The 14,475-nt window shown below is 60.8% G+C and carries 12 protein-coding genes; 4 read left to right on the forward strand and 8 right to left on the reverse strand.

All coding sequences use genetic code 11. From position 1 onward, the window contains the following. Positions 1–630: 630 nt before the first annotated feature. Positions 631–903, forward strand: a complete 273-nt coding sequence (locus ACE10Z_RS37210) for a hypothetical protein (RefSeq protein ID WP_375785145.1) — start codon at positions 631–633, stop codon at positions 901–903. A gap of 1,466 nt (positions 904–2,369) precedes the next feature. Here ACE10Z_RS37210 and ACE10Z_RS37215 read toward each other — a convergent pair. The 6 genes from ACE10Z_RS37215 to ACE10Z_RS37240 form a co-directional block, all read right to left on the reverse strand. Then, positions 2,370–2,816 carry a hypothetical protein gene (locus tag ACE10Z_RS37215; protein WP_375778892.1) on the reverse strand — a complete coding sequence of 149 codons (447 nt, stop codon included), beginning with the start codon at positions 2,814–2,816 and terminating at the stop codon, positions 2,370–2,372. 14 nt (positions 2,817–2,830) lie between these two features. Continuing rightward, positions 2,831–3,916, reverse strand: a complete 1,086-nt coding sequence (locus tag ACE10Z_RS37220) for a hypothetical protein (RefSeq protein ID WP_375785146.1) — start codon at positions 3,914–3,916, stop codon at positions 2,831–2,833. A 311-nt stretch (positions 3,917–4,227) separates the two neighbouring features. Further along, entirely contained in the window at positions 4,228–5,634 is a 1,407-nt protein-coding gene (locus tag ACE10Z_RS37225) for a hypothetical protein (RefSeq protein WP_375785147.1), read from the reverse strand. Then, positions 5,631–6,971 (reverse strand): CHAT domain-containing protein, encoded by a 1,341-nt coding sequence (locus tag ACE10Z_RS37230; RefSeq protein WP_375778889.1) that lies wholly within the window; start codon positions 6,969–6,971, stop codon positions 5,631–5,633. Before ACE10Z_RS37230 ends, ACE10Z_RS37225 begins: the two co-directional genes overlap by 4 nt. A gap of 22 nt (positions 6,972–6,993) precedes the next feature. Continuing rightward, the gene (locus ACE10Z_RS37235) at positions 6,994–8,466 is read right to left on the reverse strand and encodes a hypothetical protein (protein ID WP_375785148.1); all 1,473 of its coding nucleotides are present in this window, start codon (positions 8,464–8,466) and stop codon (positions 6,994–6,996) included. A 9-nt stretch (positions 8,467–8,475) separates the two neighbouring features. Next, complete coding sequence (locus ACE10Z_RS37240) at positions 8,476–9,810, reverse strand: hypothetical protein (protein WP_375785149.1); 1,335 nt, start codon at positions 9,808–9,810, stop codon at positions 8,476–8,478. A 181-nt stretch (positions 9,811–9,991) separates the two neighbouring features. Here ACE10Z_RS37240 and ACE10Z_RS37245 point away from each other — a divergent pair, with 181 nt between their 5' ends. Continuing rightward, positions 9,992–12,583, forward strand: a complete 2,592-nt coding sequence (locus tag ACE10Z_RS37245; protein WP_375785150.1) for a P-loop NTPase fold protein — start codon at positions 9,992–9,994, stop codon at positions 12,581–12,583. 279 nt (positions 12,584–12,862) lie between these two features. Here the strand turns inward: ACE10Z_RS37245 and ACE10Z_RS37250 are convergent, their stop codons facing one another. Further along, a complete protein-coding gene (locus ACE10Z_RS37250) occupies positions 12,863–13,039 on the reverse strand; it encodes an RNA-binding protein (protein ID WP_375778885.1) in 177 nt (58 codons plus the stop codon). Between the two features lie 56 nt (positions 13,040–13,095). Beyond that, complete coding sequence (locus ACE10Z_RS37255; RefSeq protein WP_375785151.1) at positions 13,096–13,323, reverse strand: hypothetical protein; 228 nt, start codon at positions 13,321–13,323, stop codon at positions 13,096–13,098. Between the two features lie 78 nt (positions 13,324–13,401). Here ACE10Z_RS37255 and ACE10Z_RS37260 point away from each other — a divergent pair, with 78 nt between their 5' ends. After that, the gene (locus ACE10Z_RS37260; protein WP_375785152.1) at positions 13,402–13,824 is read left to right on the forward strand and encodes a hypothetical protein; all 423 of its coding nucleotides are present in this window, start codon (positions 13,402–13,404) and stop codon (positions 13,822–13,824) included. 276 nt (positions 13,825–14,100) lie between these two features. Further along, on the forward strand, positions 14,101–14,451 hold the full coding sequence (locus tag ACE10Z_RS37265; protein WP_375778882.1) for a hypothetical protein: 351 nt from the start codon (positions 14,101–14,103) through the stop codon (positions 14,449–14,451). The last annotated feature ends 24 nt before the right edge of the window (positions 14,452–14,475 follow it).

Raw genomic sequence — 14,475 nt, forward strand, 5'->3', positions numbered from 1 at the left:
ACGTGACGGAGCTGTTGCAGTCGCACGCGTCGGCTGGGCGCATAAGGACAGAGGAGCCGGGTAGATTGACGTATAGGTCGCAGCACCGGTTTTGCGAGACCATCCACTCGGCGCCGCCGCCAACCGTAACTTACCAACACCCTCGCGCGGAGAAGCGATTGCTGCGACGAAGCTCGCGGAGGGAGAGAATCTAGAAAAAGAATTGCTCGAGTGCCGCAGCTCAGGTCCTCTCCCAAGGCGAGGGAACCGTGCTGCAGGATAAAGCCGATGCTCTCCTGTTCGTGAAGATCATGAATTCGAAACGCGTCTAAAGCCGCTGCTGCTTTGCAAGACGAGGCTTATAACCAGCCCGTCGGCAAACGCCAACCCAAGGGCGCTGCGGCAGGACCGACGCGGCGGCTGCCGCAGTAGACGGCCTCGCCAGAGCGTTTGAAGCACATGGTTTTCGAGGATCTGGGCGTCCCTAAATCCGCTCTCAAGAAGCGTTTCGGGCTCCTCAGTAACCTGCAGGAACTAGGTCTGTCTTCCCAAAATTCGAGTCCCTCAGACTCCCGTAAAGGCGTCGCAGTACTTTGCCAGATAGTTTCGGCAAACATACCGAACAGTGTGTCGGATCCTAACGTGGAACCGATGGCCAGGATCGAGGCAGCCGGCAAGTGTCTCTCGCGCGGCACTGTTCCAGCACGCATGAATCACGCGCAATCCAGGAAGATCCAACCAGACCGGCAAACTCTTGAACCAGGCGAGTGCCTGCTGATGAGCAGCAGAACCCTCCCCAATCTGCCCGAGAAATTCTTGATGCTGATGGGCGTTCTTTTCGGTGTGCGGCCGAAGAAATGGGCCGCGTTCCGCGCAATTGGTCTCTGGAGGTTGGTTTGCCGAACTCGAGCAGACGCCGAATAGGCCGTCCGGCGTGCCCGCTACATGCCACTGGAAACCGTCGCTCCATTGAGCGATCATCCGACCGTCAGCCTTCAGGCTATTGCCAGCTGACCAGCCCGGCTCACGCCGGGCGCGGTGACCCGCCGGCAGCTACACCACGATCTTCTTCCTAAGCGTTCTCCCGCCTCGAATAGGAAAGTTTGGGAATACGTCGGCTAAACTGACGCGTGAGGGCGATAGCCCCAATCGCATACTGACAGGGTGTCAACAAATCCTCGCAACCAAATTGGATGCCGTAGCGGACTGCTGCAATCACAAGCTTGCGCCGGCCGCCCACGCTCATAAATTTGTGCTGAAAGGCTTGCTAAGGGGAGAAGGCATCGTCAAGGAGTAGCAACTGCCAGACAGGATTGAACTAATGCGGCAATCCCGTAGACTATTGACTCTATTTCGTTTTTCAGTCCACGATCTTGTTTTGTGTGGCACTCTTGGGTGGCGCTATCCTCGCTAAATCGTATCGCATAAGGACCGAAATTGCATCCGTTTATTGCCGCCGCTTCGCGACGGTCCGGAGCGCCGGTCCGCCGCTTGAGTAGCGGCGTCATCCGAACGGTAGCCGCTTCCACGGGTCGCCGAGGTGTTCCCACGACAACAGTCCTGTCATCGGGCCGGACTGCGGCAGGAGGTCGTAAGGTGCGATCAAGCCGCCGCGCGGCGTCGGCCGCCACTTTAATTCCGAATCATGACGTGCGGCCGCTTCACGTCCACTCCGCGGCGTCGTGTAACAAGTATGTGACAACAAACGGCTGTGGCGTGCCGACCACGTCGAGCATACCCTTCCAGCAAATCGATCCAGCGCACGTCGCAGCGGCGTTCGAACCCGCGGCGAAGCGGAGCGCACCCTTGCCGAGGGCCACGATCTGCAGATCGTCGAAACCGGCGTGCCAGAAGCGGCCATCGAAGCCTCGCGGCGACGCGCCGGCGAGCCCTCTGGACTACAAAATGAAAGAGCAGGCCGATTCACTTGCGGAAAAAGGTCGAAGATCTGCGCAGGCTTCTTGCCGAGGCCGGCGCAGCGCAGCGGTCGAAACCGGAGCTTCCGACCATGCAGTCCGCGATTGGCACGGTTGCTGCGCTTGGGCCAAGCTCGATAGGTCGCCCCGGGGAAAGAACGGCGCCTCGGACGAGTATCATTCAGCAGCTTCGAACGGCTTCCTCCCAGGTCCTATTCCAGGCGCACGCTCGAACGACGGCATCGATCGTCGGAGGAAACGGGGGCTGGAGCGCTCTCCATCGCGGGAATCGAAATAGAGGTGCAAGTGAATAGGGCGACGGATTCGAGTCGAATATCGCCGGCGCCGGGAACGCATCTGCGGAGTTTGCGTAGCAGCGGAGGCGTCAAGCGGGTGCTCAGCGAGCATGGTCCGGCGTGATGGGGGCTGCTCGCCGGACCTCAACCGGCACATCGTGCGCCTGGCGCCTGAACGCTAGAAGTCCCACGGGTCATCACCTGGGAGCGGCTTGACGCCTCCCCACCCGCCGGGTGCGGCGTTGCTCCCGAAGTCTGGGGGCGGCTTGACTTCCCTTTTCGCCAGCCCGGCCGAGGCCGGTGAGGGGAGTTCGGCCAAGACGGGTGCGGGCCGGCGCAGCTTGTTCACGGATTTTTTTACCCGTTCGAAAGCGGCGCTGTCCATCGTCAAGGTCAACTTTTCTGTTTCTGCGGATTGCATGAATGCGTCTATCAGACCCAGATTGTGCAGGGTTCTGATACTTCGTACGAAGTTCTCCGCCGATACCGCTTTGCGCAGGCTGGCGGATGCGGACCGAGCCTTCGCGCTGTTCGCCCGCTTGGTCGCCGGCGATTTTCTGCCTTTGCGAGCCGGCGATTTCTTGGGTTTGGAAGCGGCGACGTGTCGCGATGTTTTTCGGGCCATGAGATTCTCCTTTTTCAAGGCTGGACCTGCAGCCTAAATTCCTTGCTCTTCTGTTGATCGATCGCGATGACAGCGAGAACCTCGGACGGGGTGCCGCCACCCGTCACGCGTTGCCCGGCGTACAGCATGCCGACCGGTTGTCGTCCTGTGGCACGCCGCCCTGCGATCACGGCGCCACTGCCACGGCCTGCCGAGAACAGGAAGCCGCGCAGCGAGTCAACGCCGGCCACGTCCACGGCAAGGCCGATCGTGACCTGATGCTTGTCGCTGCGCCCCACGCTGAGATCGAGCGACGCGTCGGCGACGCGCAAGAGCGTGCCGACCGGCGCGAAGACCACCTTCGGGGTGCCCTCCAGGGTGACCGTCGTCGTGAAGATCAGGTCATCGGTCATGGTCGGCGCAGCGCCGGCTTTGCCGTCCTTGCCGGCCAGGTTTCCGAACAGCAGCAGCCTGCTGAAATCCTTGACGGTGCGGTCCACGCCGACACGGCCTGTGATAGGATAGATGTAGTTCGGTCCGACGATCTGCCCGTCGCAATAGCGGATGCCGCGCGGCGCCGCCGCGTCCAGATTGGCGAGAAGATAGCCGAAGGTGTCGGTCACCGTGAATGTGCGCTCGTTCGACCGCCTGCGGTTGGCGCTGCCGTTGATGCCGGCCGTGAAGTTCGGGTTTATGTCACGGAGCAGGTTCACGGAAGCGCCGATGTTGTTGTCCTCGTAAATGTTGAAGTCGAACGTGTAGGCGGCCCCCGCTTTCAAAAGCAGGTCGATGGCCTCACGCTCATGCACATATTTGGGCCCTGGGAACAGGCTGGAGTTGAACCCATCCAACAATTCCGGCTGTTGCTCGTAGAGCGCTACCAGACGGTCGGCGACGGGGTCGCGAACCCCTTCAGGGAGTCTGGCGAACAAGCCGCTCCCAATGAAGGCCAGGAAATCCATCAATGTCGATTTGACCGCCTCGCGCGTCTCGCACCGGATCTGTCGCACGATATGCGGAGTGTCGACGCCGGCGACCTGTTCCGGCAGCGGGTGGATAGCGCAGCCGCCGAGACCGGCGGAAACAATGGTGGCAGTCAGTATACGACGGATCAGGCTCATGGCGGCCCCCTGCCGGATAACGCATTCTATGATTAATGGCACGTCCAGTTTGCAATCAGAGATTTTGGGCAGCTTACAAAGCGAAAGTCTGTAGTATTCTCGCAACAGTTGTAATTTGTTTCCTCATGCGCCGGTTCGGCAGGGCGCGCTTACTCGCGCCGTTTCGCAGTAGCGCGAACGCGGCGGCGTGCAGCGCCATGGATTGTTTGCTTCCTCAAGGAAATCATACGGACCGCGGACGCGTTCGTGGAGACGCCAGTCGGCGGATCCTTCGGGTGAGTCCGGATTGGCGATCTCTCGCGCGGCGCCGCTCAGCGCAGCAGCGGCATTGCCACGGTGGGGTCACCGAGGATCACAGTGGTCTGGCGATCCATCGCCGCAAGCTTGCGATAAAGAGCCCAGTCACGCATTCCGGCAACATTGTCGTTGATCTGTTTCACGGCGGCCTGCCATCCGCCGTAGAACGCGCCGGCTTCCTTGAAGACGTCCTTCAGCGCGTAGCCGATGGGCGTGCGCATGTCTTGCTGATAGAGATTTTTGTACAGCGCGGCCCTAAGCGCGTGTGTGACGACCTGCTTGTTTTTGGGGTCCCGCAGCGTCCAGTCGAAGGTCGGCTCGACATGACCAACGAAGGCGCGCAGCGGGCTTGTCGCGCCGAGCAACGCCTTGGGCAGCGGCGCCACCGTCGCCCCGGCGGCACGTGCGACGCCGTTGAGCATTTGCTCGATCTCCCCTCCCGCAGGCAGCAGGTCCTTGTAGCGGGACTCGCTATCCGTTCCGGCGGAACAGCAGGCGTGCGCATACCAAATTGCGCCCGACGGCTGCCAGTCGGCGAATCTCGCCGGCCCGAGCGGTGTTTGCTCGACATCGACGAGGAAGCCGAGCTGCGACCGCAATACGGCCTTGTTGTCAAGGGGAGCAGTCATTCCATGGCTGGTCGTTACCACGAGGGAGGGTGTTCTTTCCTGCAGCGCGGTGCTGAGCGCGGCCCCAGTGGCCTCGCGTCCGTTGAAGCGAACTCGCCGCTTCAGGTCCTCATCGGCCAGGAATTCCTGCCAGAGCTTGCCAGCGATCGCTTCGGCCATCAGCCAAGTGATGTCCGAAAGGCCATAATCGACGCTCCACACCACTGGCGCTCGCGGGTCGGAGGTCTCTCCAGCCCAATCGCTGATGAGCGCATCAACGTACCGGCGCAGACCTTCGTCAGGAAGGTCGAGGCGGCCGACGAAAGTCGACATGTTGAGCGCGTATTGAACCGCCCAGGGAATCTGCTGCGGGGATCCGACGATCAGCAGATATTGCGGTATCCTGCCCCTGCCGATTCCGGGATTGGGCGCCTGCACCGAAAGGTCCTGCGGCGGCATGTCCGGATAGTAGCGCCGCAAATATCCCTGCTGCAGCTCGGCGCGATAGCGCAGGACAGGCGCATTTTTGCGCGCCTTGAGCAGGTCGCGGATCGGCGCGGGTGCATCGTCGCCCCTCGCGTTCTCGGCGGCGCTGATCTGATCATTGTCGGAAAGAACGACACCCCAGCCGACGTCCGGGTGACTCCAGTCGCGCTGGTCGGTCGGCGCGGAAGGCGCGAGCCATTGCAGTTGCTCGGCGGCCGTTTCTATCTGCGCCCATCGCGTGCGTGTGGGTAACGCATCCTGCAGCGCCTTCGACCCGTCCCAGGCGTTGATCTGCAAGGCCTCCTGTCGTTCGATTCGATCGATCATGCGGCGTCTATCACCCCAAAAGCGTTGGGCCGGAATTCCAAGGGGACCGCGGGGGCGGCATCGAGCAACATCAGGATATTTTGGCGGATCTCGGCCGGCGTCGTCGGCGGCAGCGTGCGCAATGCCTCGGCGACAGTGTCAACGCGCTGTTTCATTAAGGGATCGATCGGCTGCACCAGCTTGACCACCAGCGGCGCGCCGCGCTCGTAGAGCAACGGTAGCGTCCAGCGACCAAACGCGTCGGGCGGCGCGACCATGTACTTGTTGTGCACGCGACGCCGCGCCTCGATGACCGCCGAGGCGCAGTCGAGCAAAACGAGTGAATTCGGAGTGGCGCGTCCGAGTGCGGCCCACATTACTGCAAACAGTTTCTCATAGAAGGCCGCGGAAAAGGTCGAGGCGTCTGTGTCGGAAATGGGCTCGGCCATGCCGATGGTGACCGGGGAGCCACGCTTGGTGAGGATGCGGGCCATCGAATGCAGCCGCTCCACCACCTTGCCGCCCGAACAGCAGTTCAGCACGGTCAGCCAGGTTGTCTTCGTCAGCATCAGGATCTGGTTGAGGCGCTCCAGCGACACTACGACCGATCCCGACTTCGCGGCGATGTCGGTGTCGTTGATGTTCGCGAACTCTAGGTTCTGGACTCCCACGGTCACGAAGCCGTGGCAAAAGAAATGCAGGATCTCGACCGGCTTCTCCACTAAGAGCCGGTCCATCGCTTGGACATCGCCCGGGATCGGCGCCACCTTGATCCCGGCGGGCCATCCGGCGGCGGGCGGCTCTAGCAGTTCCTGGTCGCCCAGATAGATTGTGCACTCGACTTCGAGGCCCGCCGCGCGGGCCGCCGCAACCTGGGCAGAGATGCTGGCGTACTCGTTCGCGGCGGAGATGCCGGCCGGCGACAGGAACGCGGCCATGCGAATCAGGCCCGCAAATGTCCGTGCGTCCGAAGCATTGTCATTCATCGAGGCAAGCCGGCTGACCGCGCATTGATGCGCGAGAAACTGGCGAGGCGCCAAGGCGCATAGGGTTTCCCAGCGATATCGCTCGCCCGGTATGCTGATGAAGAACTTCAGCAGCGCATTCGCCGGCGCGCCGAATATCTGGGTCAGCTCGGCGTTGATCGCGGGATGATTGGCAAGCTCGGAGTGGATCTTCGTTCCATAGGCCTCAACATTCGCAACGGTGTCCAGCGGTGGCAGCGGATCGAGCGTGAGCGGCTGCCACGTCAGCGCATCTGGATATTCGAAATCCTGGTTGTCTACCCGGCAGCGGAACAGGCGCGCGGCGAGGCCGCCACCTGTCCATTCAGTGATTTCGACAAGCGCGTCGCGCATCAATATCTCCGGCCTGCGACCGTCATTGCGACCGCTTCAGATAGTCTCCGACGATGTTCTGGATATCGGAAAGCGTTTTCTGCACAGTCTGACTCTGCGCGGCCGCCTCGACCTGGTCGAGCGCGGCGGTAGGCTTGCTGAACAGGACGTCGGTCGATACGCGTCGAAGCTGATCGAGCGAAGCGCTTTCGACATAGCGCTGCGCTGCGGAAGCCCAATCTGGCGCCTGTTTGAGATCGAGCCCGATAGCTGGAATGTAGACGCCTGCCTTCGCCCGCGCCCGGTCCACCCAAGACGCCTGCCTCGCGAGCTCTGGAGATTCCGCGGGCAGCACGCTCGAGGCGATTGCGGGATGGAAACCGGCATGAGCGGCGACGCTCTCCGGCTGACAGTACAAAAAGCCATTAGCGAGCTTTGGCGGATGCGCCGGCTCCGGCGAAAACAGAAAGCGAAAGGTTTCGCGCAGGTCGTGCGCGCAGTCCGGCCTCGCGAGATGGAACAATACCGAGCCGGGCCTGCTCTGCGCCAGAGTGTCGGCAACGAAAGCCATAGCCCCGTCATCGATGTCGCCCGCCGGCGGTGAAAACATCGCGGTCCAGGCGCCCACCCTCGCTAGGGCCGCCCCGACGTCGGCGATTTCGATGGCCGCCAGCGTCTGCGCCTCGGTATCGTGCGGCGAGCGGCCGAGCAGTAGCACCGCTGAACTCTCCGTCGCTCTCGTCCTGCACACGAAGTGTACCGCGTCGAGACTTCGTCCTTCGAGCGCCGCGCAGATCCAGTCGAACCAGGGCGAGACAAAGTTGGACCGTTCGGCTGCGGCTCGGGTGCTCTCGTTTGCAGTGTGGACATTGACGCGCTTGTCGAGCTTGACGCTCGGATTTGCCAGCACCTTGGCACAGGGGGCGCTGGCAAAGACGTGGATCCGGGTCTGGACCCGCGGCGAGCCGGCGAGCAGCTCGGAGACAATGAGTTTGAGCTGGTCTACAGCGCTGTCCGGCGCGATCGACGGCGGCGGGTCGAACAGGATCGCTGCTTCCAGAACGTCTGTGTTCTCGCGCGGGCGCGCCAGGAAATCAGGAAGCCTGAACACAGGACGAACAAGCAGCTCGCTCAGCACCCGCTCCCAAGGCAAGATTCCCAGGAAGCCATAGGGGCGCACTAGATCGAGCCAGAGCGGCAGCTGCGCGGCCGGGTCCATCAGCGAGACACCTGCTTTCAGTCCTTCCTGAAGCTGAAGTGGAAGGCTCAGCACGCTCATATCGTGCGCCTGATCTGGACTTAGGTGCTCGGAAACCCCGATTTCGTTGAGTGCGAGCCGCCAGGTTCGCCTGCCCTGCTCACTGATTTTACCGTAGCCGGCGAGGTCGAACATGACGTTCGCCTTGTCCTCCCCGAACGTCAGCATCGTACGCAGGACGATCAGGTCGGGATTGCTCTTCGCGAACGGATTGGGAATCGCTTTCAGGAAATCCGATAGGGTGGTCTGCAAAGGCATCGTCATGTCTCACGGCAAGGCCATCAAGGCACGGAGCGTCCAGGCGGTGAACTCGGTGGCGACGCCACCATGTGAGCCGATCCTATTAGGGACGGAGCCGTCGAGCCCAATGAGGCGCGCGCCCGCCAGATCAAGCGCCTCGCCGGGGCCGGGAATCGTATTGACAAGACGCTGGTCCGCGCCGCGAGGCCCGTAACCACCCAAAGCCGCATAGGCGTTCGGCGGATTGCCGGCCGCGGTCTCTCCGGCCGCGATCTGCAGATCGCCGAGGTCCTCGCGGCGCAAGAGCGCCAGATGATAGATTTCGTGCAGCGGGATGTCGTGGTTGCTGTAGGTGGTGACGATCGGGTTGACGACTCGATCCAGCACGCTGCGATAGCCGCCTGGCCCTTCCCGGCCCGGCACGGTGGCCGCGAAGCTCAAATACGACACCGCCGGCTGCAGTAGCAGCAGTGAGCGTGCCAGGCTGCCGTTCGCCGGCTGCGCAGCGAGCGCCGACAACATTACCTTAGCTCCGAAGGAATGACCGACCATGTGGAGAAGGCCATGCGTCGACTGCTTGATGTCTTGCAGCAGCGCCGCCACGCCGTTGGATCCGACCGTGCCGGCGCGGTCCTTCATGATGTAGAGCGATGCCAGACGGACGGCCCAGCGCGGGTCCAGATAGCTGAGGATGCCGGCAGCTCCGAGGCCGGGTCTGGCCGCCCCGTCCGCCGTACCGAAATCGTCGAGATTGTCTCTGTTCGGTGCCCCGCCGCGCGCGGCCTGCATCGCGTTCATTGCCGCGACAATTTTGTCCTCGGACGCTGTTGCCTCGTCGGGGCCGACGCTGTCCGCCTTGACCGCCGGCACTAACATGCTGGCCAACTCCTTGGCCTCTGCTTGCGTCAACCGGGCCGCATCGATGAGCTGATAGAAGCGGTTCCAGTCGGTTGATGACGGTAGGATGTCGAGTAGCTCCTCAGCGACGCGTTCCGTCTCCGGATCCTGTCCGCGCGGTCCGGCCGCAGCCATCTGCGGCCCGCTGTCGGACGGCAGCCATATGCTCGGCCAGGTGATGCCGACGAAAATTGGCGCCGGCCCCGGCGGAAGGGGATTGGTCTGCAGCACTTCCTGCAAGCGGCTCAAAAAAGTTCGGTACAGGTCGACGGCGTCAGCGAAATCGTTGTTCCAGCCGTGGGAGAAGAACAGAACCGGAGAAGTCGGCGTCGCAGCCAGTGCCGCGAGCAACGCTGCTCGGGTGCCAGGCGAAGTGCATACGCCGTTCTTGTCGAAGCGCACCAGCCAGGTTTCAAGGTCGATGCCGTCGAGCGGATAGGGACCTGCCGGGCGTACTTCTGGCATGGGATTCCCCCAAATGATTTTGACGAAAGGCGCGTAACTTAAAATTGAACTTTAGAACGAAAACACCTGCTTGTCGAGCATGAGACTGCGTAGCCACCGATCTCTGCCTATTGCGCCCCGAAGTGCATTGGCATCCGGTATCGCCTTCAGATAGGCTTTCGTTCGAAAGCTGGAGATATCCATGGTCGATCTGGGCGGTCCCAATTTCGACAGCACATCGCGAGCCATCTTGCGCGAGGCGCGAATTTCGGGCGTGCGCCTGACCGATCTCGCCGCGCGTTTACTCTCGGAGACGGCCCGATGCCTCAAGTACAAAAATTCCCATGCCGACGAACTATCTTCCACATCGTACGTACTCACGGCTTTCATTTACGACCAAAACACCCAGGAGAGGTCCGAGGAGCTGGAGGACCTCAGATACGTCCTAGAATCAGCCGGACTTGAAAAGTCGGACTTGGAACAAATGTCTGACGACTTCTTTTCCGAACCACCGCCAGTGCCTGCAGTTAACATTGAGGAGTACAATCTCAAGGCCGCGATCGGCGCAACGTTGGGGCCCGGGTTGAGGCAAGCGTTGCGAACTTGGAAGGTCGAAGAGCCGTTATCTGTGCCAGCGCTGGTGCAATCGCTCCTTGAGGACCAAGGCAGCGGGATTTCGGAGAGGGTCAAGAAAATTCTTGATATGCGGCGTGCCTCGATCGCATCCGAGGAGGCGGCAGCGCCTGTCGTGCTGGGCGCACGGCCCACCATCACGTCCAGGTCGAATGCGGATCCGACCTCGCAGCGTCGGCACGTTAGAATCGTCCGCGAGGCAACGCTCGACGAACTAGGCCTCAATGCAATCGACTACGCGAAGGCGCTTGCGACTATCCTTCGCGTTTCGGAAGGCGAATTCAGTTTTGCGCTTTTCGGCGCTTGGGGAAGCGGCAAGACCACACTGCTGAGATTGCTGAAGCCGCTATTGGAGAGCCCGGCGGAGTACCGGAACAACGTGAAAGTACCCAAGGCGGAAACCTACGCGGATCTTCGGTACAGGGTCGTCGTTCACAACGCCTGGAAATATCGAGCTCCGCCCGAATCTTGGGTCTACCTGTACAAGAGCCTAGCGACCGCCGTCACGACTTCCGCCGGTCCTCTGGAGCGCTGGGCGCTGGCTCTGCGAGTTGCTACCGATCGGAATGGGTCCATCGCGGTCCTGGCTTCGCTGGTCCTGCTCGCGCTTTCTCTTATTCCGATCCAGGCAAAGCTGCAATTGCTCTCGCTTTTGGCTTCTGCCGTCGGGCTTTCCACCCTCATCTATGCAGCTTCAATCTGGATGGGGGCAAGCAACAAAGTCAGGCAACTATTCCATCGCAATCTCAACCTTGTCGGGCGCGACGAAAATCTTGGAATGCTTGCCCTGATCGGTGACGACGTTCGTTTTCTCATGAAGGGTTGGACGAAGGACCGAGGTGCGTCGTGGTCTTGGCGCGATCCGATCATACCCGTCGCGTGCATCGCGGCCATCTCAATCATTTGGGCGATAGCTCTCTTGCAACGGTCCTCGTTCGACCTTGCGACATTCGCGCGTTGGATCGGCGTGTCCTGGAAAGAGGCTGCTTCGGGTCCATCGGTCGTCGATGCGACGCACTGGCTGATCCTGGTAATTTGGACGGGCCTCGCGCTGCTTTTGGTGATCTTGCCGAAATTCGCTCGAGAACGCAGGCCGGACAAAGTACTCCTCGTTGTAGATGATTTGGACCGATGTTCACCGACCGAAATGCTGAGTGTCATCGAGAATGTTCGTCTCCTTTTGGATGACGATGAAATCAACAGAAGATTGCAGGTGCTTATGCTGGTAGACGAACATGTTCTCAACCACGCTATTGCACTTCGCTACGAGACGATGATCGAAGATCGTGCTAAGAGATTGAATGACGCCGCGAAAAGTGAGGCGATGAACGGCATCGTTCAGGAGCAGATCGAGAAGTTGTTCGCGTGCCATCTTCGAATGTCGCGTCTTTCCGACGACGACGTGGTGGAGCTCGTCACGAAACTAGCCGGGCACGAGAACGAGAAGCTCAAGAAGGAAGAGGCGGTGGCATTGGAAAAGCAGCGAAGGGACGCGGAGGGCGATCTGCACAAAGCAGCGGAATTAGTGGCGTCCCTGCAGGAGCAGTACGAGGAGGTCGCCGCCGGAAAACCGCTTCGCCGCGTAGATGAAGAAGGTCCTTCGCGCCACCAGTGGCCGGCAGCGGATAGAATGCGGATGGGCGACCATACGCCCAAGGGAATCGAAGAGAAGCGGCAGGCGAATGTTCAAAACGAACGCATCGATGCAGCAAATCGCGCAACCGCCTCCATGACCAGGGAGGAACGACTTGCAGGTCGGAAAGATGTCGTCGAAGCTCTCGATGGCGCCCGGTCTAACGAAGCGGCGCGCCGACAAGCCCTCGAAGCCCTCCCGCCGATTCCAACCCAGCTTATTCCTAAACCCACGGAAACTCCCTTCGAGACTGGCGACGTGAGATTCTCGGACGACGAAATCGAAAAGCTTCGTGTCTTCATGCCGCATTATTTCCGAACCGCAAGGCGGCGTCCCAGCCCCCGATCGATTAAGGCGCTCCTGTTCAAATTGCAGCTTGCTCGTTTGCTCATGCAGCTGCGCTATCCGGATCTTGAGAACGAAGAGGCGAGGATGGAGGAGCTGCTGAAGGCATTCCAGAAGGAGGCAACCAACCCTCCGAAGGAGAATGAAAGCCTCCACACGCTGATCGTCCGGCAAGTTCTCTGAGCCAGCCCCTCTGGTCACTCACTGCCCTCGAGCCTGAAGGGCCGAGGCCGGTTTTATGCTCGATGCGTCGAAAACCTCGCTTGCCGAGCCACCCGGGAAAGTCGAACTGGGTCGCGTGTTGGCCGTCCAGATGGATTCGGACCTCCCGGACCGGCTCCGTCCGTAGCAGATGCATGGCTTAGGCCAACATGAGAGCGCCTCCGTAGAAGTGCCGGTCCGGCTCGTCCCCCGGCGCTCCCGCCGTCGGCGGGCGTTCTACGAGAACTTATTGATCTAAGATCAAGGCTTTTCCCAGCGGGTCTTGGCGGCTTTTTGGGCGATTTCTTTCCGTCTTCGGGCGGATAATCCCGCCGCCCTGGCCTTGCCGCCCATGCGACCCAGCGCCACCGCGGCGGCGTTCTTGCCGTCCTCCGTGGTGATATCCTCGATCTCGCCGGTGGCGATCTTGGCGATCATGATGGCGTTGCCGATGGCATCGGCGGGGCGCTTCTCGCCCTTAGGTCCTCGTGGCACTAGCTCTCCAAGCAGTACTTACAGCAGCCCACGTCTTCGAACCGGTAGTGGCGTGCCATGAAGTCTTCCGCCTCTTTCCGGCTGTTGAACGGCCCGTCCCAACCGGTCGCTCCAGAGCCGTTTTTGTCCTGATTTTCCTGCCCCTGACCGTCCCGGCAGTGTTTGCAACTGTGATAGTGGACGCGTGCCCGTTTCATCGGCGTTGCATGAAAAACATAAAAGGTCATCGGCGCGGGGTTCCATTGCCTTCGATTTGCCGTGCTTATCGGTAAGCATAGCGGAATATGTAAGGGAGCGCGAGGACCATGGCAAACGATAAGCCTACGAGTCTGAGGATGGTCTTTGGTTACACCCAAGCCCGCGCTGCTGGCGCGCCGTTCGTGGCTCCTCCGACCACAAATCAAATGAACTGGCACCTAAAGGAAAAAGCCGCAGAGAAGGAATTGCGCGAACTTAGCGATAGCTTCCCGGATATTGGTCTTTCTTTGAAGATCATTATCAAGACCTTCGCGGCAAAGCATTCCGTGCAGGACATATTATACGCGGCAAAATGCGTTGTTGCCGATCAGTCTAGCACTGGGTTTGTGGTTACTGGGGCTGATGGGAAAGTCTACGTATCCAATACGGTACATTCTATTTTTATGGATTCTTTAGTTATCGAGCATGAAGGGCGCCCCTTCACCCTGTACCGGCACTACATCGCAGATATCGCGGTGAAGCCAGCCTAGCAACTACAAGCGTGAGCAAAACGGGATCGAGCCCCGGCACATCAAAGCGCCGGAGAACCCTGATGGAAGGTATCTACGAAGGGTACCAGCAGAACAATCGCCCCAAGTCCCAGAAGAGAGTCGCAATCTGACGCTCAACCCATGGCCGGCGGATTGCCCGGACTGACCGGTGGCCTAACTAGCTGCCGGTCCCCTTCACCCCATCATCATCGATCAGTCAGCCGGCCCTCACAAGCCGAGAGTGTCACCGGCTGGATCGAAACCACAGAGCACGTGATGACATCCCGCCGACGAACCGAATTCGCCGCCTTCGTTCTCGACCTTCTGGATTTCATCGAGGAGAAAATTCAGGAGGCCTTGGACGACGAGACGTCAAGGGCCGCCGCAGTCGGCGAGGCCGCCGGCGCGGTGCCTGTATTGCGCGATCGACTCCGCGAGAACGACGTCGTGAGTACCAACTTTATCCTCGTGCTCGGCAACATCATCGAGCAGCGCTGGGCGCCGGAGTGGTGGGACGGCTTCGCCAAGATGGACCGGCAGGAATTCGAAACCGCCGCCCGGGATCTGGTCGGGCCGCAGGGTCGGTTGGCCATCTTGCGTGGGCTGGTGCCGCAGGAAGAAGTCTAGGCGGCTTCTCGCCGAGAGAGGGCG

The organism is Bradyrhizobium sp. Pha-3 (assembly GCF_042258615.1).
Taxonomy (GTDB): Bacteria; Pseudomonadota; Alphaproteobacteria; order Rhizobiales; family Xanthobacteraceae; genus Bradyrhizobium.

Coding starts and splice junctions, on each gene's coding strand:
- ACE10Z_RS37225 (WP_375785147.1), bottom strand. CDS start 5,634: ATGATCGATCGAATCGAACGACAGGAGGCCTTGCAGATCAACGCCTGG.
- ACE10Z_RS37265 (WP_375778882.1), top strand. CDS start 14,101: ATGACATCCCGCCGACGAACCGAATTCGCCGCCTTCGTTCTCGACCTT.
- ACE10Z_RS37235 (WP_375785148.1), bottom strand. CDS start 8,466: ATGCCTTTGCAGACCACCCTATCGGATTTCCTGAAAGCGATTCCCAAT.
- ACE10Z_RS37260 (WP_375785152.1), top strand. CDS start 13,402: ATGGCAAACGATAAGCCTACGAGTCTGAGGATGGTCTTTGGTTACACC.
- ACE10Z_RS37220 (WP_375785146.1), bottom strand. CDS start 3,916: ATGAGCCTGATCCGTCGTATACTGACTGCCACCATTGTTTCCGCCGGT.
- ACE10Z_RS37255 (WP_375785151.1), bottom strand. CDS start 13,323: ATGACCTTTTATGTTTTTCATGCAACGCCGATGAAACGGGCACGCGTC.
- ACE10Z_RS37250 (WP_375778885.1), bottom strand. CDS start 13,039: ATGATCGCCAAGATCGCCACCGGCGAGATCGAGGATATCACCACGGAG.
- ACE10Z_RS37245 (WP_375785150.1), top strand. CDS start 9,992: ATGGTCGATCTGGGCGGTCCCAATTTCGACAGCACATCGCGAGCCATC.
- ACE10Z_RS37210 (WP_375785145.1), top strand. CDS start 631: ATGGCCAGGATCGAGGCAGCCGGCAAGTGTCTCTCGCGCGGCACTGTT.
- ACE10Z_RS37230 (WP_375778889.1), bottom strand. CDS start 6,971: ATGCGCGACGCGCTTGTCGAAATCACTGAATGGACAGGTGGCGGCCTC.
- ACE10Z_RS37215 (WP_375778892.1), bottom strand. CDS start 2,816: ATGGCCCGAAAAACATCGCGACACGTCGCCGCTTCCAAACCCAAGAAA.
- ACE10Z_RS37240 (WP_375785149.1), bottom strand. CDS start 9,810: ATGCCAGAAGTACGCCCGGCAGGTCCCTATCCGCTCGACGGCATCGAC.